This is a genomic window from Chelatococcus asaccharovorans (assembly GCF_003201475.1).
Taxonomy (GTDB): domain Bacteria; phylum Pseudomonadota; class Alphaproteobacteria; order Rhizobiales; family Beijerinckiaceae; genus Chelatococcus; species Chelatococcus asaccharovorans.
In genome coordinates, this window is sequence record NZ_QJJK01000020.1 from 21,797 (window position 1) to 43,728 (window position 21,932).

At 65.1% G+C, this 21,932-nt stretch carries 15 protein-coding genes; 9 read left to right on the top strand and 6 right to left on the bottom strand.

From position 1 onward, the window contains the following. Positions 1-24: 24 nt before the first annotated feature. The 5 genes from dapB (at position 25) to grpE (ending at position 5,805) form a co-directional block, all read left to right on the top strand. Positions 25-840 carry a 4-hydroxy-tetrahydrodipicolinate reductase gene (gene dapB, locus C7450_RS31025; protein WP_110378363.1) on the top strand — a complete coding sequence of 272 codons (816 nt, stop codon included), beginning with the start codon at positions 25-27 and terminating at the stop codon, positions 838-840. Positions 841-966: 126 nt separating this feature from the next. Then, the gene (locus tag C7450_RS31030; protein ID WP_110378364.1) at positions 967-1,587 is read left to right on the top strand and encodes a 2,3-bisphosphoglycerate-dependent phosphoglycerate mutase; all 621 of its coding nucleotides are present in this window, start codon (positions 967-969) and stop codon (positions 1,585-1,587) included. Beyond that, the gene (locus C7450_RS31035) at positions 1,584-2,243 is read left to right on the top strand and encodes an alpha-ketoglutarate-dependent dioxygenase AlkB (RefSeq protein WP_425351271.1); all 660 of its coding nucleotides are present in this window, start codon (positions 1,584-1,586) and stop codon (positions 2,241-2,243) included. The genes C7450_RS31030 and C7450_RS31035 overlap by 4 nt, the downstream gene beginning before the upstream one ends. A gap of 2 nt (positions 2,244-2,245) precedes the next feature. Next, positions 2,246-5,062, top strand: coding sequence for a [protein-PII] uridylyltransferase (locus tag C7450_RS31040; RefSeq protein WP_110378366.1), 2,817 nt, complete (start codon positions 2,246-2,248; stop codon positions 5,060-5,062). Positions 5,063-5,169: 107 nt separating this feature from the next. Further along, complete coding sequence (gene grpE, locus C7450_RS31045; protein ID WP_110378367.1) at positions 5,170-5,805, top strand: nucleotide exchange factor GrpE; 636 nt, start codon at positions 5,170-5,172, stop codon at positions 5,803-5,805. A 201-nt stretch (positions 5,806-6,006) separates the two neighbouring features. Here the strand turns inward: grpE and C7450_RS31050 are convergent, their stop codons facing one another. Then, positions 6,007-6,975: a hypothetical protein gene (locus tag C7450_RS31050; RefSeq protein WP_110378368.1), complete on the bottom strand. Its 969-nt coding sequence runs from the start codon at positions 6,973-6,975 to the stop codon at positions 6,007-6,009. 345 nt (positions 6,976-7,320) lie between these two features. Next, positions 7,321-8,124: an undecaprenyl-diphosphate phosphatase gene (locus C7450_RS31055; protein ID WP_110378369.1), complete on the bottom strand. Its 804-nt coding sequence runs from the start codon at positions 8,122-8,124 to the stop codon at positions 7,321-7,323. A gap of 468 nt (positions 8,125-8,592) precedes the next feature. Here C7450_RS31055 and C7450_RS31060 point away from each other — a divergent pair, with 468 nt between their 5' ends. Genes C7450_RS31060 through C7450_RS31070 form a run of 3 tightly spaced genes read left to right on the top strand, consistent with a single transcriptional unit; the run spans position 8,593 to position 11,473 of the window. Then, the gene (locus C7450_RS31060; protein WP_110378370.1) at positions 8,593-9,285 is read left to right on the top strand and encodes a glutathione S-transferase family protein; all 693 of its coding nucleotides are present in this window, start codon (positions 8,593-8,595) and stop codon (positions 9,283-9,285) included. Positions 9,286-9,335: 50 nt separating this feature from the next. Further along, positions 9,336-10,574: a tRNA epoxyqueuosine(34) reductase QueG gene (gene queG / locus C7450_RS31065; protein ID WP_110378371.1), complete on the top strand. Its 1,239-nt coding sequence runs from the start codon at positions 9,336-9,338 to the stop codon at positions 10,572-10,574. Further along, entirely contained in the window at positions 10,571-11,473 is a 903-nt protein-coding gene (locus C7450_RS31070) for an SDR family oxidoreductase (RefSeq protein WP_110378372.1), read from the top strand. The genes queG and C7450_RS31070 overlap by 4 nt, the downstream gene beginning before the upstream one ends. A gap of 21 nt (positions 11,474-11,494) precedes the next feature. Here C7450_RS31070 and olsB read toward each other — a convergent pair whose 3' ends face one another. From olsB to mutS, 4 genes are all read right to left on the bottom strand, one after another. Beyond that, complete coding sequence (gene olsB / locus C7450_RS31075; RefSeq protein WP_110378373.1) at positions 11,495-12,478, bottom strand: l-ornithine N(alpha)-acyltransferase; 984 nt, start codon at positions 12,476-12,478, stop codon at positions 11,495-11,497. 319 nt (positions 12,479-12,797) lie between these two features. Beyond that, complete coding sequence (locus tag C7450_RS31080) at positions 12,798-14,900, bottom strand: ATP-binding protein (protein WP_245450273.1); 2,103 nt, start codon at positions 14,898-14,900, stop codon at positions 12,798-12,800. A gap of 106 nt (positions 14,901-15,006) precedes the next feature. Next, positions 15,007-16,545: a YifB family Mg chelatase-like AAA ATPase gene (locus C7450_RS31085; protein ID WP_110378374.1), complete on the bottom strand. Its 1,539-nt coding sequence runs from the start codon at positions 16,543-16,545 to the stop codon at positions 15,007-15,009. 105 nt (positions 16,546-16,650) lie between these two features. Next, positions 16,651-19,344: a DNA mismatch repair protein MutS gene (gene mutS, locus C7450_RS31090; RefSeq protein WP_425351272.1), complete on the bottom strand. Its 2,694-nt coding sequence runs from the start codon at positions 19,342-19,344 to the stop codon at positions 16,651-16,653. Between the two features lie 243 nt (positions 19,345-19,587). On the opposite strand from mutS, the gene C7450_RS31095 reads away from it, so the two are divergent. Further along, positions 19,588-21,870, top strand: coding sequence for an NADP-dependent malic enzyme (locus C7450_RS31095; RefSeq protein WP_110378376.1), 2,283 nt, complete (start codon positions 19,588-19,590; stop codon positions 21,868-21,870). Positions 21,871-21,932: the final 62 nt, after the last annotated feature.

Genomic DNA, 21,932 nt, shown 5'->3' on the forward strand with positions numbered 1-21,932 from the left:
GTTTCAGAACAAGGAGAACCGGGGATGAGCGAATTGCGCCTCGTCGTCGTTGGAGCAGCCGGCCGCATGGGACGGATGCTGATCAAAACCATCAGCGAGACCGCCGGCGTGCGCCTCTCGGGCGCCATCGAGCGAAGCGGCAGCGAGGTGCTCGGCCAGGATGCGGGCCTTCTCGCCGGTGTGGGCACCCTCGGCGTCCCGGTCACCGACGATCCGCTCGCGGCCTTCGTCGCGGCGGACGGCGTGCTGGACTTCACGACGCCTGCGGCAACCATTGCCTTTGCCGGTCTCGCAGCCCAGGCCCGTATCGTCCATGTGGTGGGCACCACGGGCCTCGACGAGGCTGACCTTGCCAAGCTCGAGGCCGCGTCCCGCCATGCCGTCATCATCCGTTCCGGCAACATGAGCCTTGGCGTCAACCTTTTGGCCGCTTTGGTCGAGCGCGTTGCGCGGACACTCGGCCCGGAGTTCGATATCGAAGTGGTGGAAATGCATCACCGCATGAAAGTCGATGCGCCGTCGGGCACGGCGCTGATGCTCGGCGAGGCGGCCGCCAAGGGACGCGGCATCACGCTGAAGGACCACGCCGATCGGGGCCGCGACGGCATAACCGGCGCGAGGCACGCGGGCGCCATCGGCTTCGCCGCCCTGCGCGGCGGCACGGTGATCGGCGAGCACAGCGTGATCTTTGCCGGTGCCGGCGAACGCATCGAGCTCTCCCACAAGGCCGAGGATCGCAGCCTCTTCGCGCATGGCGCGCTGCGGGCCGCCCTCTGGGGCCACGGCAAGAAGCCGGGCCTCTATGGCATGGCGGACGTTCTCGGCATCGCCGCAATCTAGGGCAGGTCCGGCGCAATCAAATCGACCGGACAGGCTCGGCTTCCTTGTTTTCACACAATTCCGGACGCAGAACCGCTGCACATTTCCGCTGGAATTGCTTTAGCGTATCAGTGAAGGAGACATCGCATGGAGCGGCTGCTCGTCCTCGTTCGGCATGGCCAGAGCGACTGGAATCTCAAGAACCTGTTCACCGGCTGGAAGGATCCCGATCTCACCGAGCAGGGTGTGCGCGAGGCGACAAGCGCCGGCCGGCGCCTGAAAGCGCTTGGCCTGACGTTCGATATCGCCTTCACCTCGGTCCTGACGCGCGCGCAGCACACCAACAGCCTGATCCTTGGCGAAATCGGACAGCCGGACCTTCCGACGATTCGCGACCAGGCGCTCAACGAACGCGACTACGGCGACCTCTCCGGCCTCAACAAGGATGATGCGCGCGCCCGCTGGGGCGAGGAACAGGTGCATATCTGGCGCCGGTCCTACGATATCGCGCCGCCCGGCGGCGAGAGCCTGAAGGACACCGCCGCCCGTGTGCTGCCCTATTACATCACGGAAATCCTGCCGCGCGTGCTGCGCGGCGAGCGTGTGCTTGTGGCGGCCCACGGCAACAGCCTCCGGGCCCTCGTCATGGTGCTCGATCGCCTGACACCCGCCACCATTCCGAGCATGGAACTCGCCACCGGCGTGCCGCTTGTCTATCGCCTCAAGGCCGATTCGACCGTCGAGAGCAAAGAGGTGCTGGAGGGGTGACGGGTCAGAGGGGGACAGGGGCGCTCGCCATCCGGGACGGGGTGACCTATCATCCCGGCTATCTCGGCGCGCAGGAGCAGGGCGATCTCGTCGCGGCGCTGCGCGCGATCCTTGAGGCGGCGCCCTTCTTTGTCCCCCGCATGCCGCGTACAGGCAAGCCTTTCTCGGTGCGCATGAGCAACTGCGGCTCTCTCGGCTGGGTTTCGGACGAACGCGGCTATCGTTACCAGCCGACCCATCCCGACACCGGCCTGCCTTGGCCTGCCATGCCGGAGCGCCTGTTGCGGGCCTGGCGGGACCTTGCCCCCGGCGCGCCCCCGCCGGAGGCCTGCCTGATCAATTATTACAATACGGGTGCGCGCATGGGCTTGCACCAGGACCGGGATGAGGACGATCTCGTGACGCCGGTTGTCTCGCTGTCCCTAGGGGATACGGCCGTCTTCCGCATCGGCGGCACCAGCCGGCGCGATCCCACCACATCGCTGAAGCTCGCATCCGGCGATGCCCTCGCTTTCGGCGGTCCGGCGCGGCTCGCCTTCCACGGCATCGACCGCATCCTCGCCGGATCCTCGACCCTCCTCGGCGGACCGCCGCTCGCCGGCGGCCGCATCAACCTCACCTTGCGGCGTGTCAGTCCCGCGACGCGGGAACACTGATCATGGCGCGCGCTCCGGCTGATTCCGTCCAGGCTGCAATTACCACGCTCCAGGCCAATTGTGGCAGTGATGCGAATGCCCTGCGCAGCGGCCTGGTCACCTATCTCAAGCTCATCCACGAACGCGGCCTCGCCCATGCGGAAGAGCGCCTGCTGGCGGAGCGAGACGGGCTGGCCTGCGCCCATCGCCTGTCCGCAACGATGGATAAGATCATCAGCATCGCCTTCGGGGTGGTCACGCAGCTCCTGCATCCACAACCCGAGGCGACCGGGACCGCAACGCTGGCGATCGTCGCCGTGGGGGGCTATGGCCGCGGGACGCTGGCCCCCGGCTCGGATGTCGACATCCTCTTCATGATGGGCTCGCCCGGCAAGCCGAAAAGCGGACTGCGTTCCCGCAACGGCCAAGGCCCCGCCGTGTCGCAGACAGCCTGGAGCGAGCGTGTTGTCGAGACCCTGCTCTACGTGCTCTGGGACCTGAAGCTGAAGGTTGGCCACGCCACGCGAACCGTTGACGAATCCATCCGCGAGGCCACCAACGACCTCACCATTCGCACGGCGATCCTGGAGGCACGCCATCTCGTCGGCGACAAGGGGCTGTTCGATGAGCTGGTCACGCGCTTCGACAAGGACATCGTCAGCGGCACGGCGCCGGCTTTCGTCGAGGCGAAGCTCGCCGAGCGCGACGCCCGGCTGCATCGCGCCGGCACATCCCGTTACGTGGTGGAACCGAACGTCAAGGACGGCAAGGGCGGTCTTCGCGATCTCAACACCCTGTTCTGGATCGCCAAATACACCTATCGCGTACGCGACGCGAAGGAGCTCGTCACGGCGGGATTGTTCACCCAGGATGAATTTGCGCTGTTCCAGCGCTGCGAATCCTTTCTCTGGCGCGTGCGGTGTCACATGCATTTTGTGACCGGGCGAGCGGAGGAGCGCCTCTCGTTTGACCTGCAACCGCCGATCGCCCTGCGCAACGGCTATATCGCCCATGGCGGGCTCTCGGCCGTCGAGCGCTTCATGAAGCGCTATTTCCTCACGGCAAAGGACGTCGGCGACCTGACGGCGATCGTCTGCGCGGCGCTGGAGGCGCGCCATGCCAAGCCCCGTCCGGTGCTCGACCGCTTCGTCAGCCGCCTGCGCAGCCGCCGCAACTACCGGACGCTGGAATCCCGCGACTTCATCCTCGACAACAACCGGATCACGGTCGCCAGCAACGAGGTCTTCAAGCGCGATCCCGTCAACCTCATCAGGCTCTACTGGCTTGCCGACCGCCACAGCTATGCCATTCATCCCGATGCGAGCCGGCTCGCGACGCGGTCGCTGGCCCTGATCGACCGCTCGGTCCGCAACGATACCGAGGCCAACCAGCTGTTCCTTGATGTCCTGACATCCCACAACGCGCCTGAAGTCGTCCTGCGGCGCATGAACGAGTCCGGCGTCCTCGGACGCTTCATTCCGGAATTCGGCCGCATCGTCGCGCTGATGCAGTTCAACATGTATCACCACTACACGGTGGACGAGCATCTCCTGCGTGCCGTGGGCGTGCTTGCGGATATCGATGCCGGCCGGTCGGATGCCGAACATCCGCTGTCGGGTGAGATCATCGGCACCATTCAGAACCGGCGGGCGCTCTATGTCGCGGTTTTTCTCCACGATGTCGCCAAGGGGCGCCAGAGCGATCACTCCACCGGGGGTGCGCGCGTCGCGCGCAAGCTCGGACCGCGCTTCGGCCTGACCCCGGCCGAGACGGAAACCGCGGCCTGGCTGGTGGACAATCATCTCCTCATGTCCATGGTCGCGCAGAGCCGGGACATCAACGATCCCTCGACCATCCGCAGCTTCGCCGGCACCGTGCAGACCATGGAGCGGCTCAAGCTGCTCCTCGTCCTCACGGTCTGCGATATCAAGGCGGTGGGCCCGGGCGTCTGGAACGGCTGGAAGGGCGAGTTGCTGCGCAGCCTCTATTACGAGACGCAGATCGCGTTGACCGGGGGTCACGTCTCGGCAAGCCGCAACGAGCGTGTCAGCGCCGCCCAGGCGGAATTGCGCCAGGCCCTGCCGGACTGGACGGGCGCCGAATTCGCCGCCTATGCCGCGCGGCATTACGCGCCCTACTGGCTCAAGGTCGATATCGCGCGCAAGATCCAGCATGCCAGGCTCATTCGCCGGGCGGAGGAGACCGGCGAGACCACCGTCACCACGGTGGAAACCGATGGCTTCCGTGGCGTCACGGAGCTCGTGGCCGCAGCCCCCGACCATCCGCGTCTCCTCGCCATCCTCACCGGCGCCTGCGCGGCGGCCGGCGGCAACATCGTCGACGCGCAGATCTTCACGACGACCGATGGCCTGGCGCTCGACACCCTGGTGATCTCACGCGCCTTCGACCGGGACGACGACGAACTCAGACGCGGCGAGCGGATCGCGCAGGCCATCAAACGCGCCCTGACCGGGGAGGTGCGGATCGCGGATCTGGTCGCATCACGCCGGCCGAAGAAGGATCGCAGCCGCACCTTCCATGTGCCGACCGAGGTTATCGTCGATAACAGCCTGTCCGACCGGCATACCGTGCTCGAAATCTCCGGGCTGGACCGCCCGGGGCTTCTTTATGACCTGACGACGGTGCTCAGCCAGCTCAATCTGAATATTGCATCGGCCCATATCGCCACCTACGGTGAGAAAGTCGTCGACGTCTTCTATGTCACAGACCTCACCGGCGCGAAGATCGACAACACCAACCGTCAGGCTGCCATCCGGCGCGCGATCGAGCGCATCTTCCTGGATGACGACGGGGACGATGCCATCAGCAAAACCGGATAACGGCATATCCACGTCGATAGGGGGCAAGGCATGCCAGACAAATGCTTGATTTTTGGGCCGTCTGACCTGATATCACCGGTGACAAACACTCAACAGCTACGAGAGCCATGACCCAGACGCCGCCCCGCCCCGAGCCGGTTGACGCCGACAAAGACGCCAACGCCGTGGAAAGAGACGAAACGCTTGCGGGCCACGTGCAAGACGAGATTGCCGCCGAGGCGGCGGCCATCGCCGCGCTCGAGGCGGAGAAGCGCGAGCTGAAGGACAAGCTCCTGCGAACGCTGGCCGAGATGGAAAATCTGCGGCGGCGCACCGAGCGGGAAATCGCCGATGCACGGGCCTATGGCATCACGAGCTTCGCGCGCGACATGCTGACGGCCGCGGACAATATCCGCCGCGCCATCGAAACCATTCCCGAGGACGTCCGCGCGCAGCCCGATAACCCGGTCAAGCCGTTCCTCGAAGGCATCGAACTGACCGAGCGCGATGTGCTCAAGACCCTTGAGCGTCATGGCGTTCGCAAGATCGATCCGATCGATCAGAAATTCGATCCGAACCTGCATCAGGCGATGTTCGAGGTCGAGGACCTGAGCAAGCCCCACGGCACTGTTGTGCAGGTGATCCAGTCAGGCTTCGTGATCAGCGATCGCGTGCTGCGACCGGCGCTTGTGGGTGTATCGAAGGGCGGCCCCAAGGTCCCGACCGGCAACGGCACCGATACGGATCCGACAACCGGCCAGTGAACGGCCTTGGACCGTCGCCAATCGGGCCCTCGCCAATCGGGCCCTCGCCAAGAGCCCTCGCCAAGAGCCCTTTGATCGTCTGGCGACGCGGCTTGCAACTGCATCAATTAAGGAAAAGGCCGTCTGCGATGAACCCGCGACGGCCTTTTCTTTCGTTTTGATCCGGCGGTTGCCGGCGCGGCCCATCCTGGCCGTCGATGTTCAATCCTTGGTCTTCTCGGGTTTCGGCGCGATGCCGTCACGGATCGTCTCGAAACGCGCGAGCATCTTCTTCTGGTCCCGCTCGCGCGACATGGCGATCAGGCGGATATAGCGCGTCGTATCGAAGCGGATGGCCTGCATGACGAAGACCTTGTCCTTGGTCTCCGAATCCTGGGCGGTCGCGGTGATCTCGTGCCACGGCACATTCTGCAGCGTCAGATTGCGCGCACTCTTGATCTCCGGGGCGATGATACTGGCCAGGCCACTGAAAGCCTGACGCGCGAAGCGATCCTGATCAAGCGTGCCGGGGATGGCGCCATCGCCCGAGGCGACGATGACAATGGGTTGCTCGGCACCTTTGATGCTGTCCTTCGGGCCGTCCGTCATCAGGAGGCCGGTGCCGGCCAGGACACGCGAAACGCGAAAGCCGGCCTGTTTGCCGAGCGAGAAGGGAAGCGCCGCGACCTGCTCTTCGATCGGCGGAGGCTTGCGGAAAACGAGACTTTTCAGCGCCGTACGAACCGTCTCGTCGCTGTAGGTGCTGGAGGACTCGTCAGGAACCTGGACCGTGACAACGGCAGTGGCAAGCGGCGATGAGGCCACCAGCACCCATTTCTTGATGAGATGCGCGCCTGCCTGCTGCTGGGCGCTCACAAACAGCGCCTTGGCACCCGCGAGGGTCCAGTCTTCGCGTTTGACCGCGGTCAATCCCTGCTTTGCCATGTGGTCGACCTTCAACCCCTCGACCACGCGGGGATAAGCATCGGTCGGCAGTTCGGTCATCAGGATGGCAGCGCCCGATGCCTCATCCTCGAAGCCGAGGAAGTTCTTGGCCTCCCGCATCTCGCCGGGCGGCGTGATGCCGACGTTCAATCCGGATGGAAAAACAGGATCAGCCGCACGCGCGGACGAGGCGAAGGCCGCAAGAACAAAAGCAAGAAGCACAGTGGCAACCGATTGTCGCATCATTCGGGGTACCCTCTTTTCGTCCATCCCGCCCCCTCGTCTTCCCGCGAAGCGAATGGTGTGATGCACGCTCAATATGGCGACAACGCGATTGATGGCATTCATCCCGCGCCGTCCTTGGCGCGGATCACGCACAAGCGCACTGAGGTTGCTCGACAAATCCGACCTGCATGGAATCGCCTGATGCCATCCGGGACTATGAATTGTCTCGTCACGTCTTAAGTGAAGCAAGTCCGCAACAGACAGAGTTGCTCTAGAATTTAAGCCCGTCTTCCCTTGAGCCTTTCCGGCGAAAACCAGCACGCAATTCCGGACGCGGAACCGCAACACACATCCGCTGGAATTGCTCTAACCGAAGACGATGAGCCCGGCGAGCCCCGCGGCGCCAACCACGATACGCCACCACGCGAACAATGCAAAACCGTGACGGCTGACATAGTCAAGCAAGGTCCGGACCACGAACAGGCCCGACAGAAAGGCCATGACAAAGCCGATGGCGACGAGCCCGATGTCGTGGGCATCGAGCAGGCGGTAGTTCTTGTAGAGATCATAGGCGAAGGCGCCCGCCATGGTCGGCATCGCCAGGAAGAAGGAGAACTCCGTCGCCGCACGCTTGTTCGAGCCGAGCAGCATGGCCCCGACAATCGTGGCGCCGGAGCGAGAAACCCCCGGAATCATGGCAAGGCATTGGAAGAAACCGATCTTCAACGTCATGCTGAGCGGAAATTCCGATATGTCGCGATAGCGACCGCCAAGTCCCCGTTGATCGACCACCATCAGGATGAAGCCGCCGACGATGAGACTGACGCACACGATCCACGGATTGAACAGCACCTCCTTGATGAAACTATGGGCAAAGGCGCCAATCACCATGGCCGGCAGGAAAGCGACGAGCACGCCGAGGACGAAGCGCTGCACCGCCGGATCATGCGGCAATTTGGTCGCGATCGTGACCAGGCGGTGGAAGTAGACGGAAACGATGGCGAGAATAGCGCCGAGTTGCACCAGGACCTCGAAGGTTCGCCCCTTCGATTCGAAGCCGAGGAAATGACCGAGAAGGAGGAGATGCCCGGTCGAAGACACAGGCAGAAACTCTGTCAGGCCCTCGACAAGGCCAAGGATAGCCGCCGACACGACATCGTACGTATTCATCGCTGATCCCACGATCCGAGACTGCGCACCGTCCCCGAGCCGAGCCCGCCGGGCGCACCAAAGTCGCAAGGACCTGCTGGATCAGATTCCCGCAAGACGTCATTTCACCGCAGCCCAGCGGCTAACATCTTAGGACCGATGCCATAATTTCGCTTCATGAGGCGGCTTCATGGCATACGATTGACCGAAGCGGTTCGGGATCACGACAGGACCTTGGTCCACGCTCGAGATGCGTTGTGAGCCTGCTGTCGTTAGCGAAGCCTTAATGACAACACGGGAAAGGCCGGCACAGCCGGCAAAACGAGTTGTTCGCCATTTTTTGGAGTTTTATACGAGACCCGTGCTGATCGCGAATGTCCTCCACGAGAATATGCCGAGCCGCCACGGCTGTTTCCGTCATGCGCTGTCAGGCCGTCGAATCCACAGATCGTCATTGCCGCCCAACCTGCTGATCGCGTGACCAACTCCATGGCGACCTTCCATCATTATCCCTTCTGTCCCCAGTCGCGCTTCATTCGCCTCGTCCTCGGCGAAATGGGCATTGCGCCTGCTACCGTCGAGGAGAAGCCCTGGGAGCGGAGCCAAAGCCTGCTGATGATCAATCCGGCGGGGCACCTGCCCATCTTCGTCGAGGAACAGGGGCTCGCGGTGCCCGGGGCGGCCGTGATCGCCGAGTATCTCGACGAGACGCGTGGCCTGGGTCTCGACGGCCGTCGCCTTCTGCCCGACCATCCGGCTGATCGCGTCGAGGTTCGCCGCCTGATGGAGTGGTTCCTCGTCAAATTCTTCGAGGAGGTCTCGGCCTATCTCGTCACCGAGAAGATCTACAAGCGCTTTATGAAGGCGGAACTGGGCGGTGGCCCCCCCGATATGGCCGCCATTCGCGCTGGCCGTAGCAATGTGCGCTATCACCTGCAATATATTGGCTTCCTGATTGGCAAAAGGAACTGGCTCGCCGGGCCGGATTTGACTTATGCAGATTTGGCGGCGGCGGCCCATCTGTCCTGTGTCGACTATCTCGGTGATGTGCCCTGGGAAGAGGATGAGACCGCCAAGGCATGGTACGCGCGCGTCAAATCGAGGCCGTCCTTTCGCGCCCTGCTGACGGACCGGGTGCCGGGCATGGCGCCGGCGGCCCACTACGAGGATCTCGACTTCTAGAGGCGCCGGCAGGCACCGGCGTGAGGGAGCGCTCTGCCGCACGCCCGGCTATGAGCCTCAGAGATGCCTTGGTCGATCGCGCCCGGCAGATGGGCTTCGACGACGTCCGCATCACCAGCCCCGACGCCATCCCGCACGCTCCTGAACACCTCGCGGCCTGGCTCGAGGCGGGCTATGCCGGGAGCATGACCTGGATGGGCGAGACGCCGGAGCGTCGATCCGATCCGCGCGCGCTGTGGTCCGAGGTGCGTTCGGTCGTGATGCTCGGCATGAATTACGCCCCCTCCAGCGATCCCCTCGCCTCACTGGCTATGAGAGACCGCGCGACGATTTCGGTCTATGCCCGCAATCGTGACTATCACGACGTCATCAAGGGCAAGCTCAAGCAGGTGGCGGGCTTTCTCGCGTCGGCCGGCGGCGCGGACGTCAAGGTCTTCGTCGATACCGCGCCTGTCATGGAAAAGCCGCTCGCCGAAGCGGCCGGCCTCGGCTGGCAGGGCAAGCATAGCGTGCTCGTGTCGCGCCAGTTCGGCAGCTGGCTCTTCCTCGGTGCGATCTTCACCACCGCCGAACTGCCCTTCGACGCGCCCGGCACCCCGCTATGTGGCAGTTGCCGGCGTTGCCTCACCATCTGCCCGACCGCGGCATTCCCGGCGCCTTATCAACTCGACGCGCGACGTTGCATTTCCTATCTCACCATCGAGCACAAGGGGCCGATCGACCGGGCGCTGCGTCCGCTGATGGGCAACCGCGTCTTCGGCTGCGACGATTGCCTTGCTGTCTGCCCCTGGAATAAATTCGCCGAGGCAGGCCGCGAGGCCAAGATCGTCGCCGGCGCGGACTATCGCGCCCCTGCCCTGACGGAGCTCGCGCAACTGGACGATGCCGCCTTTCGGCTGCGCTTTGCCGGCTCGCCCGTGAAGCGCACCGGACGCGACCGCTTCATGCGCAATGTGCTGATCGCGATCGGCAATTCCGGCGATCCCGCGATGGTCCCCGTCGCTGGCGAAAAGCTCACGGAGGACAACCCGCTCGTGCGCGGCGCTGCCGTTTGGGCCCTTTCCCGTCTCCTGCCGGCTGCCACCTTCGCGGCTCTCGCGCCCCGCTATATGATGGGCGAGCCCGACGAGAGCGTCATGGCCGAATGGAACGCCGGCTTGGAAGAGGGCTTGGCAGAGAACTTGGCAGAGAGTTTGGATCAGGAACGCCAGGTGCCTGCCCCTCGGGAGATCAGGCAAAGCGCGGTATGCGTCACCAGACCCAGTGAAAAGGCCGGAAAACGCCCATGAGACTCTTCGTATTTGGCCTCGGCTTTTCTGCGCAGGCCTTTATCAGGCAACACCGTGCGCAGTTTTCCGCAATCGCCGGCACCGTCCGCAGCGCCGGCAAAGCCACAGCGTTGACGCCGCTCGGCGTGGAGGCCCTGAGCTTCACTGGCACCGAAGCGGCTGAGCCGGCCATTTCCGCCTGGCTCGCCAAAGCCGATGGCGTGCTCGTCAGCGTGCCGCCCGGCGCCGACGGTTGCCCTGCGCTACGCGCCTTCGCGCCCGAGATCACCACCTCCCGCACCATCCGATGGATCGGCTACCTTTCGACCGTCGGCGTCTACGGCGACCATGGCGGTGCCTGGGTGGACGAGACTTCCGCCCTCCTCACCCACAATACCCGCTCGCTCCTGCGCATCGAAGCGGAGAGGTCCTGGGCGACCCAAGCCGCAACCGCGGGCCACGCGCTCGATATCCTCCGCCTGCCCGGCATCTACGGGCCTGGACGCAATGCGCTGGTCGACGTCGCCGAAGGCCGCGCACGCCGGATCGCAAGGCCAGGCCAGGTCTTCAACCGTATCCATGTGGATGATATCGCCGCAACGCTTGCGACCCTGACCGCGCGTGCAGCCGGAGGGCCGGCAGAGCCGAGGATCGGCATCTACAACGTCAGCGACGACGAACCTGCCCCGCAGGGCGATGTCATCACCTACGCCGCAAGTCTCCTGGGGATTGCGCCTCCGCCTGAAACGACGCTGGAGGAAGCCGGACTTTCGCCCATGGGATTGAGTTTCTGGACAGAGAACAAGCGCATTGCCAACGCCAGGCTCAAAGCCGAACTTGGCATCCAGCTCGCCTATCCCAACTACCGCATAGGGCTCGATGCCCTGTTTGCCGCCGGCGAGGGCCGCCCGACCGCTTGATCAAGGGGGCGGACGCTCGCCTCAGGCCGACTGCCGGTTGGCCGTCGCGCCGAAATGCTCGATATAGCGAGGGTTGATGGTCGGGACCGGCAGCATGACGAGGACGTCCGTCGTCCCGAACTGCCGGTCGATGACAGCCCCCTCCCCGAACGTCGCGCCAAGCCGAAGGTAGCCCTTCACCAGCGGCGGCAGGCTGTGGAGCGCGGCTTTGGTATCCAGGCCCGCGGCCGGCATCCTGTCCATCGTCACGAAGCGCTCCGACAGGGCCCGCACGCGCCAGGGCTCCGGCGACAACGCGTGGTGATGCAGGAAGCTCAACGGCATCGCGAGACGTTTCGGGTCCGTGCCCTCAAGGCTCGCACATCCGAACATGACGTCGATGCGGTGATTGCGGACATAGGTCCAGATGCCATACCACAGCAATTCCACGGTGCGCTTGTTGCGATAAGGCTTCAGAACACAGGAACGGCCAAGCTCAAGGAAGCGCAGATGCGGATTGCTCTCGGTCAGCTTGGTGATCTCGAACTCACCGGCCGTGTAGAAACCGAAATGGCGATCCGCAACCTCCTGGCGCAGGAGGCGATAGGTTCCGACAACCTGCGGAGCGGCCGTGCGGAAGGGACGGCGCGGCGCATCGTGGTCCAGCACGAGCAGATGGTCGCAGATGGCATCATAGTCGTCCACGTCACGCCGCGCGATCATCGAGGCGGCATTGGGAACAGCCGACATCTCGTCATAGAAGACGCGGTAACGCAGGCGTTGCGCCTGTTTCAGTTCTTTCTTGGTCGTCGCCAGCCTCACCTCGAGGGAGCCCATGCGACCGAGAACGGGCTCGCCATGATTGGACAATGACGCGGATGGCAGGCGCCCGACACTCCAGTTGCCAGGCGTCCAGTTGGACGGTGTCCAGGTTGACGGCAGGAATTTGCCGGCTATGGCGCCCAAAGCCCCCGCAGGTACTTTGTCTGCCCATGCCTTCTTCGATTGAAGGGGACCCTGGACCATTCTGATTAACCTCGGTTTCATCCGACATCGCCGGCGATTCGCGGGCGATCTAAGTCCCACCAAGCCGACGCATGCTATGCTTTCTACACTGTTGTGACAATGACATGTCGGCCGTGGGCGCCGTCCCGGCCACAGCCTTGCAGAGGCGCGTTCCGCTGCCGGCCGCGCAAAGATTCCTTGAGATTTTTTCGTTGAATTGACGCCAGGATTCGCAGCCTTCAGCTCAAGCCGGATCCAAGCCGGCGGGCGGTAGGCGGGGGCTTTCCTCACGAGGCTGTGCGTCAACGCACATCAGCCCATGCGCATCCAACGCGCGTGATCACATGACCTCACGCTGCTGCCGCGCCGGCAACCATGCCTTCAGCTTCGCGCGGTCCAGCGGCTTGGCGAGAAAGCCATCCGCGCCGGCACTGAGCGCCGCCTGCCGATCCTCCGTGAAGGCATTGGCCGTCAGCATCACGATCGGAAGGCGCTTCTCGCTGTCGCCCCCCACCTCCAAAGCACGGATCTGCCGGACCACCTCGAGCCCATCCATCTCCGGCATGCGCACGTCGAGCAGGGCGAGATCGTAAGCCGGCATGCGGCCCGCCAGCATCCCCTTGGCAAATCCAAGGGCACGGCGGCCGTCACGCGCCCAGTCGACCTTGGCGCCAAAATGTTCAAGCGCCTTCAGGGTAAGAAGTGCGTTGATCTCATTGTCCTCGGCGAGGAGGACACGGGCGGTCTGGCCTGTTGTCTGCAAGCCCGCCACCATGCGCTCCGCCGCAAGGGCGTTCTGATGCTGAACGGGTTCGCCGGAAACCCATCCGTCGATCTGCTGAAAGAGCGAACGCGAACGCACGGGCTTGATCAGGAAGACGTCGAAGCCGGCCGCCGATGGCAGGCCGATATCCCGCCGTTCGAAGGGCGAGAGCAGAATGATCGTACGCCATGCGCCTGCCTTCCGGGCGGCGGCGGCCAGCCGGCGCGCCCGCTCGTCCCCAAGGGCATAGTCGATGATCGCGATGTCGACCCCCTCCGCCATCGCGGATATCGCCTGCTCCTCAGCCCCAAGGACCGTCAGGGACCCGCCCGCAGCCGTGAGCTGCGCAGCCAGGAACGGAGCCTCAAAAGGCGAGTCCGCAGCAATCAGAATGCGCTGCCCCGCCAAGTCAGGCCGCTCGATTGCATCAGCAGGGTCGGTCTCCGGTGCAGCCTCGAGAGGAAGATCGACCGAGAAGGTCGAACCCTTGCCGAGCACGCTCTCGACGGAAATGGTGCCATTCATCCCCTCGGCGATGCGGCGGCTGATGGCAAGGCCAAGCCCCGTGCCCCCCTGACGCCGCCCTGACGGCTCGTCCACCTGCTCGAACTCGCCGAAAATGTCCTGCAGCCGAGACGCCGGAATGCCCGTGCCCGTATCGAGCACGCTGATGCGAAGCCGCCCCTCCCCAGCGAGCTCGGCGCGGATACCGACGCCGCCCCTGTCCGTGAATTTCACCGCATTGCCGGCGAGATTCATGAGAACCTGCCGCAGGCGATCGGCATCCCCCATGATGCGGACCGGAACGTCCTCCGCGATATAGGCGGCAATTTCGACATCCTTGCCCTGGGCGCGCGGCGCCAGAAGCTCCACCACGCTCTCGACGAGAGCACGCAGGTTGAACGGCGCCCGTGTCAGCTCCATCTTCCCCGCCTCGATCTTGGAAAAATCGAGAATCTCGTCGATGAGCGACAGCAGCACGTCCCCGGACGTGCGGATGGCGCGGACATAGGTGGCCTGTTCGGGATCGAGTTGGGTCTCGCCGAGGAGATCGGCCATGCCGAGGATGCCATTCAACGGCGTTCTCACCTCATGGCTGACAGTGGCCAGGAAGCGGGATTTGGCGACATTGGCAGCCTCGGCCTTGCGCCGTCCCTCCTCAAGCGCCCGCTCGGAGATCAAGCGATCGGTCTCGTCCCGGCCGATCAACTGCCATTCGGGGCCGCGCGAGGTTTCTATGGCTGTCTCATCCCAGGCAATCCAACGCATGCCCTGCGCCGTCTCGAGCTCCGCCTCGATTCGCTCGCTCCGCGCTGCGCCGTGACCGGACGGCGCAATCTCCTTTATCACCATGCTCAGTGGCGCGCCCTTGAGGTCCTCACGCTCGTAGCCCATGAGCTTCGCAAAGGCTTCATTGGCGTATGTGATCCGGCGATCGCCGTCATAGCGGAGAATGAATTCGCTCCTCACCTCGGCAAGGCTTCGATAGCGCGCCTCGGACGCAAGAAGGGCCTGGTTGCGGCCGACGAGCGCGATGATCTCGGCTTCGGCAACGGCCAGGCGGCGGGCCATAACGCGGCGAGCATGATAAGCCAGCGCTATCAACGTGGCCGCTACCACAACTATCGCTCCCCCGAGCCACGGGCTGAGCCAGATCATGTTGAACGCGTCAGTCGTCATGCCGTTGCCGTATTCCAAAGGGAATTCGGCAGAGTATTGCCGCGGGACATTGATAATGCATTGTCGTAATTGCTGAACACGCAATTAAGCTTATCAATCAAATGTGTCATGCAGCGGCCGGGACGCGATCAAGGACTGAGCGGTACGATAGTGCCTCCGCGAGATGAACATGCCTCAAATGAGAGACGCCGTCGAGATCAGCAAGTGTTAACGCCAGTTTCAAAACGCGGTGATAGCCACGCGCGGTCAGTTTCATGGCATCGGCCGCCTGCCGCAGCAGCGTGAGTCCGGCCTTGTCCGGCCGGGCGATGTCGTCGAGAACGGCGGCCGGGCAGGCCGCATTCGTCGTGATTCCATCGAGCCCCAGGGCCCGGTAGCGCTCCTCCTGACGCCGTCGGGCTGCGGCCACACGCCGCGCGACCTCCGCGGAGCCTTCCGCGGCCGGCGGCCGGATCAGGTCGGCCGCTGTCACCGCCGGCATTTCGACGACAAGATCGATGCGATCGAGGAATGGGCCGGAGAGCCGTGCCTGGTACTGCGCCATGCAACGCTCGTTGGGCTGGCGTCGGCAGGCATAGCCGGGCTCGGTCGCACGCCCGCAGCGGCAGGGATTCATGGCCGCGATGAGCTGGAAGCGGGCGGGATAGACGACGCGGTGATTGGCCCGAGAAATCAGGACTTCCCCGGCTTCCAGCGGCTGCCGCAGGCTGTCGAGCACCTGTGGCTGGAATTCCGGCAGCTCATCCAGGAAAAGCACGCCCTGATGCGCCAGCGAGACCTCGCCAGGCCGCGCATGGAGCCCCCCACCGACGAGTGCGGCCATGGAGGCCGAATGGTGCGGGGCACGGAACGGGCGCCGATCGGTCAAGGTGCCCCCGGCCAGAAGACCTGCGACCGAATGGATCATGGAAACGTCGAGCAATTCGCGCGGACCGAGCGGCGGCAGGATCGACGGCAGGCGCTGCGCCAGCATCGACTTGCCGGCCCCCGGCGGGCCGCTCATCAACATGTTGTGGCCGCCCGCCGCAGCGATTTCGAGCGCCCGCTTGGCCGTCTCCTGTCCCTTGATCTCGCGCAGGTCCGGCAGAGGGCCCGACGGCTGCGCCACCGCCGGCTGCGGGCGCGACAGAACCTGTGTACCCTTGAAATGATTGGCGAGCTGGATGAGCGAGAGCGGCGCGATGATCTCACCATCGCGGCTCGCCCAGGCGGCTTCGGCACCGCAGGCCGCCGGGCAGATCAACCCTTGCCCACGGCCGTAGGCGCCAATGGCCGCCGGCAGGACCCCGGATACCGCCGTGATCGTGCCGTCGAGCGCCAGTTCCCCAAGGACGGTGAAACTCGACAGGGCATCATCCGGGATCGCACCGATCGCGGCCATGATGCCGAGCGCGATGGGCAGATCGTAGTGCGAGCCTTCCTTGGGGAGATCGGCCGGAGCCAGATTGACGGTGATGCGCTTGGCGGGCAAGGCCAGCCCTGACGCAATCAGGGCGGAGCGCACGCGCTCGCGGGATTCCGCGACCGCCTTGTCCGGCAATCCGACGATCGTAAAGCCGACGGTCCCCGGTGCGATCTGCACCTGCACATCGACCGCGCGCGCATCAATCCCCTCGAGCGCGACAGTCGCGACCCGCGTCACCATTCCACGCTCCCCCGTGGCAGCACGGACGTCCCCCGACGTCCTTCAGCCGATCCTATGCAGGAGTGAAGCCAGCATCAAGGATGGTGACGGGCGGATGTCACACAATCAGGCTCCGTCCGCGGCCGCCTTTTTCAGCCGATAGAGCGCCTCCAGAGCCTCACGCGGTGTCATCTCATCCGGCTCGATCCCCGCAAGGGCCTCACGCAGTCGATCCGGACCGGCCACGGCGGAGGCTTTGGGGGGCGCCACCTCCTTCAGCGTGGCGGCGAAGAGCGGCAAGTCGTCGATGAGCGCCGCCACGGGCGTCTCCCGCTCGGTCTTCTCAAGCTGGTCGAGCACCTCGCGCGCCCTTGCGATCACCGGAGCAGGCAGGCCGGCGAGCTTCGCCACCTGGATGCCGTAGCTGCGATCGGCCGCCCCCGGCACCACCTCATGCAGGAAGACGACGTCGCCATGCCAGTCCGTGACACGCATGGTGGCGTTGCTGACATGGGCGAGGCGATCGGCGAGCGCGGTCAACTCGTGATAGTGGGTCGCGAAGAGGGCGCGGCTGCGGTTGACCGCCTCCAGATGTTCGACGGCCGCCCAGGCGATCGACAGTCCGTCGAAGGTCGCCGTGCCACGGCCGATCTCATCGAGGATAACCAGGGAGCGCGGCCCCGCCTGATTGAGGATGGCGGCCGTCTCGATCATCTCCACCATGAAGGTCGAACGGCCCCGCGCCAGGTCATCGGCGGCACCGACGCGCGAGAACAGGCGGTCGACGATGCCGATGCGCGCTGCCCGCGCAGGCACGAAGGCGCCCATCTGCGCCAGCACGACGATCAGCGCGTTCTGGCGCAGATAGGTCGATTTACCGGCCATGTTGGGCCCGGTGATCAGGGTGACCGCGCCGACCCCGCCGCCCGGCGCGGAGAGGTCGCAATCATTGGCGACGAACGTGCCGCCGCTCGCCTTCAATGCCGCCTCGACGACGGGATGGCGGCCCCCCTCGATCCGGAAGGCGAGACTGTCGTCGACCTCCGGCCGGCACCAGCCGAGATCGGCGGCAAGATCCGCGAGGCCGGCGGTCACGTCGATCAGCCCGAGCGCATCCGCCGCGCGTTTGATCGGCTCGGCATGCGCGACCACCGACCCGACCAATTCGTCGAAAACCGCCAGTTCCAGGCGCACCGCCCGGTCGGAGGCCGAGGCGATCTTGGCCTCCAGCTCACCAAGCTCCACCGTGGAGAAACGCATGGTGCCGGCCATGGTCTGGCGGTGCACGAAGAGTTCATTCAAGGGCGGCTTGAGAAAGTCCTCACCCGCCGCTTGCGGCACCTCGACGAAATAGCCGAGCACGTTGTTGTGCTTGACCTTCAGCGTCCGGCAGCCCGTTTCGCCGACATACCGCGCCTGGAGCGCGGCGATGAAGCGGCGGGAATCGGCCTGCAACAGCCGCGCCTCGTCGAGGGCCGGCAGATGCCCGGCGCGCACGAAGCCGCCGTCCCGCTTCAGGAGCGGCAGATCGTCGGCCAGCGCCCCCTGGAGATCATGGGCCAGTTCGGGCGCGAGACCGGCCAGGGCCTTGGCGGCACGGGCAAGTTCCTCAGGCCGGTCGGCCGCAGCCGGCAGACCGCCACCTTCCTCGCCGTCCTTTTCCGCCAGGAGTTCGGCAATGACGCCGGCCACGCTGAGCCCGTCGCGCAGCGCGGCGAGGTCGCGCGGCCCGCCGCGACCGAGCGTGAGGCGCGACAGCGCCCGCGCCATATCCGGCGCCGCGCGCAGCCGGCTGCGCAGCCCCTCGCGCAGGAAAGCGCGCGTCACGAGATAGGACACGGCGTCGTGACGCGCGCGAATGACGGCAAGATCCGTCGACGGCCCGGCCAGCCGCTCCGCGAGAAGCCGTCCACCGGCTGATGTCAGCGTGCGGTCGACGGCGGCCAGAAGGCTGCCGCCGCGCTCGCCGGACAGGGTGCGTGTGAGTTCGAGATTGGCGCGCGTCGCGGCATCGATGAGAAGCGTGCCCCCCACGGCCTCCCGCGTGGGGGGCGAGAGCGGCGGGCGCGAGCCGAGCTGGGTGCGGTCGACGTAGCCGAGGACGAGCGCGGCCGCTGCCACCTCCGTCCGCGTAAAAGCCCCGAAGGCATCGAGGCTGGCGACACCGAAATAGTCCTTCAGCCGGCGGTCGGCGGACGCCGCATCGAGCCCGTCACGGGCCATCGGCGTGATGGATGTGCGGATCTCGCGCCACAATGACGCGAGCTCGGGATCGTCGAGGAGCGCGTCCGGCACCAGGAGCTCGCGCGGATCGAGGCGCGCAAGCTCGGCCGCAAGCTGCCCCGCCTCCACTTCGGCCACGGTGAAGCGGCCGGTCGAGATATCGATGGCGGCGAGCCCGTAGACGAAGGCCTGATCGCCGACGCGGCGGCGGGCGACGGCGACGAGCAGATTGGCGCGCGCGGGATCGAGAAGGCTCTCCTCCGTGATGGTGCCCGGCGTCACCAGGCGCACCACGCCGCGCGCCACCACCGACTTAGCCCCGCGCTTCTTGGCCTCCGCCGGATCCTCGGTCTGCTCGCAGACAGCCACGCGGTGGCCTGCGGCAATCAGGCGCTGGAGATAGTCTTCCGCCTTCTCCACCGGCACACCGCACATCGGGATGTCTTCGCCGAGGTGCTTGCCGCGCTTGGTCAGCACGATGCCGAGCGTCCGCGATGCGATTTCCGCATCCTCGAAGAACAGCTCATAGAAATCGCCCATCCTGTAGAACAGGAGGCAATTGGGATGCGCGAGCTTGATCTCGGTATATTGAGCCATCATCGGTGTCACGCGCGCGTCTGCCGCCGCGGCGACCGGCTTGCTCGCTTCATCCGGCTTTGCTTGATATGCGAATGGCCCATTCATGGCCGGACCGTAGCAAAGCCGCGATCGGCTTTCATCGCCCTGGCATGACACTTTTGAAGGAAACAGTGGAGAACGCGCCTTGAGCGCGCAACGCCACCTGCGTAAGGTCGCGCTCCAGCCGGGAAGAACATCGAACGGGAGGTCTGAACAATCCACATGAACGACAAAAAGCGAACGGCGCGTCCGACATTTACCGATCAGGAAGCCCTGCAGTTCCACTCCCAAGGCCGTCCCGGCAAGCTTGAAGTCGTCGCCACGAAGCCCATGGCGACCCAGCGCGATCTGTCGCTCGCCTATTCGCCCGGCGTCGCGGTACCCGTGCGGGCCATCGCCGAGAACCCGAGCCTTGCCTTTGACTATACGACGCGCGGCAACCTGGTGGCCGTCATCTCGAACGGCACCGCCATCCTCGGCCTCGGCAATCTCGGCGCGCTCGCCTCGAAGCCCGTCATGGAAGGCAAGGCCGTCCTGTTCAAACGGTTCGCCGATGTCGATTCCATCGACCTCGAGGTCGATACGGAGGACGCCGAGACCTTCATCAACTGCGTGCGGTATCTCGGGCCATCCTTCGGCGGCATCAATCTTGAAGACATCAAGGCCCCGGAATGTTTCATCATCGAGGAAAAACTCCGCGAGCTGATGGACATCCCGGTCTTCCACGATGATCAGCACGGCACCGCCATCATCGCCGCAGCCGGTCTCCTGAACGCGCTGCACCTCACCGATCGCGACGTCAGCAACACCAAGCTCGTCGTCAATGGCGCTGGCTCTGCCGGCATCGCCTGCATCGAGCTTCTGAAGGCCATGGGCTTTGCGCCCAACAACGTCATTCTCTGCGACACCAAGGGCGTCATCTACCGCGGGCGTACCGAGGGGATGAACCAGTGGAAATCCGCCCACGCGGCAGAAACCTCTGACCGCACGCTGGCGGACGCCCTGCGCGGGGCGGATGCGGTCTTCGGGCTATCCGCCAAGGGCGCCCTGACCATGGACATGATCGCGAGCATGGCGCCGAACCCGATCATCTTCGCAATGGCCAATCCCGACCCGGAGATCACGCCGGAAGAAGTCTCGTCGGTCCGCGATGATGCCATCATGGCCACCGGCCGTTCGGACTATGTGAACCAGGTCAACAACGTCCTCGGTTTTCCCTATATCTTCCGGGGCGCGCTCGATGTGCACGCAACCACCATCAATATGGAGATGAAGATCGCCGCAGCCGAAGCGCTGGCGGCGCTGGCCCGCGAGGACGTGCCGGACGAGGTGGCAGCCGCCTATCAGGGCGCGCGTCCGCGCTTCGGCCGTGACTACATCATTCCCGTGCCGTTCGATCCGCGCCTCATCCACGTCATCCCGCCGGCCGTCGCGCAGGCGGCGATGGACACCGGCGTCGCCCGCCGGCCGATCACCGACATGCACGTCTACAAGGCGCAGCTGTCCGCACGGCGTGATCCCGTGGCAGGGACGCTCAACCGCGTGTTCGAGCGGGTGCGCCGTTCGCCGAAACGCGTCGTCTTCGCCGAGGGCGAGGAGGAGCAGGTCATCCGCGCTGCCGCTTCTTTCGTCAATCAGGGCCTCGGCACCGCCATTCTGGTCGGCCGCGAGGACCGCGTGCGGGAGACCGCCTCGCTCGCCGGCATCGATCTCAGCGGCCGCAACGGCATCGAGATCCACAACGCGCGGCTCTCCCATCGCAACGCGGTCTACGCGCAGTTCCTCTACGAGCGGCTGCAGCGCGAGGGCTACCTGTTCCGCGATTGCCAGCGCCTGGTGAACCAGGACCGCAACCATTTCGGGGCGGCCATGGTCGCCATGGGCGATGCCGACGCCATGGTGACCGGCGTCACCCGCAACTACTCCATCGCCCTGGAGGACGTGCGCCGCGTCGTTGACGTGAAGCCGGGACATCGCGTCATCGGCGTGTCGATCGCGCTGGCGCGCGGCCGCACCGTCCTGGTGGCCGACACCGCCATCACCGAGATGCCGAACGCGCAGGAACTCGCCGATATCGCCGTCGAGGCCGCCGGCGTCGCAAGGCGCCTGGGCTACGACCCGCGCGTCGCGCTGCTGGCCTTCTCCACCTTCGGCCATCCCAAGGGCGAGCGCTCGGCGCGGGTGCAGGAGGCCGTGCGTCTCCTCGACAAACGCCGTGTCGATTTCGAATACGACGGCGAAATGGCGGCGGACGTCGCGCTGAACCGCGACCTGATGTCGGTCTACCCGTTCTGCCGCCTCACCGGCCCCGCCAATGTGCTGGTGATGCCGGCGTTCCACTCGGCATCGATCTCGACCAAGATGCTGCAGGAGCTTGGCGGATCGACCGTGCTCGGCCCGTTGATCGTCGGTCTCGACAAGGCCGTGCAGATCGTGCCGCTGGGCGCCAAGGACAGCGACATCGTCAATATGGCGGCGCTTGCGGCCTACAACATCGGCGGCTGAACGCCACATTATGCCGACATCTAAACAATGGCCGGGCACTGCCCGGCCATCGTCGTTTCGCG

Bases quoted from the DNA above. Each gene is read 5' to 3' on its own strand.
- dapB (WP_110378363.1), top strand. From the start codon at position 25: ATGAGCGAATTGCGCCTCGTCGTCGTTGGAGCAGCCGGCCGCATGGGA.
- C7450_RS31030 (WP_110378364.1), top strand. From the start codon at position 967: ATGGAGCGGCTGCTCGTCCTCGTTCGGCATGGCCAGAGCGACTGGAAT.
- C7450_RS31040 (WP_110378366.1), top strand. From the start codon at position 2,246: ATGGCGCGCGCTCCGGCTGATTCCGTCCAGGCTGCAATTACCACGCTC.
- grpE (WP_110378367.1), top strand. From the start codon at position 5,170: ATGACCCAGACGCCGCCCCGCCCCGAGCCGGTTGACGCCGACAAAGAC.
- C7450_RS31050 (WP_110378368.1), bottom strand. From the start codon at position 6,975: ATGATGCGACAATCGGTTGCCACTGTGCTTCTTGCTTTTGTTCTTGCG.
- C7450_RS31055 (WP_110378369.1), bottom strand. From the start codon at position 8,124: ATGAATACGTACGATGTCGTGTCGGCGGCTATCCTTGGCCTTGTCGAG.
- C7450_RS31060 (WP_110378370.1), top strand. From the start codon at position 8,593: ATGGCGACCTTCCATCATTATCCCTTCTGTCCCCAGTCGCGCTTCATT.
- queG (WP_110378371.1), top strand. From the start codon at position 9,336: ATGAGCCTCAGAGATGCCTTGGTCGATCGCGCCCGGCAGATGGGCTTC.
- C7450_RS31070 (WP_110378372.1), top strand. From the start codon at position 10,571: ATGAGACTCTTCGTATTTGGCCTCGGCTTTTCTGCGCAGGCCTTTATC.
- olsB (WP_110378373.1), bottom strand. From the start codon at position 12,478: ATGGTCCAGGGTCCCCTTCAATCGAAGAAGGCATGGGCAGACAAAGTA.
- C7450_RS31080 (WP_245450273.1), bottom strand. From the start codon at position 14,900: ATGACGACTGACGCGTTCAACATGATCTGGCTCAGCCCGTGGCTCGGG.
- C7450_RS31085 (WP_110378374.1), bottom strand. From the start codon at position 16,545: ATGGTGACGCGGGTCGCGACTGTCGCGCTCGAGGGGATTGATGCGCGC.
- mutS (WP_425351272.1), bottom strand. From the start codon at position 19,344: ATGGCTCAATATACCGAGATCAAGCTCGCGCATCCCAATTGCCTCCTG.
- C7450_RS31095 (WP_110378376.1), top strand. From the start codon at position 19,588: ATGAACGACAAAAAGCGAACGGCGCGTCCGACATTTACCGATCAGGAA.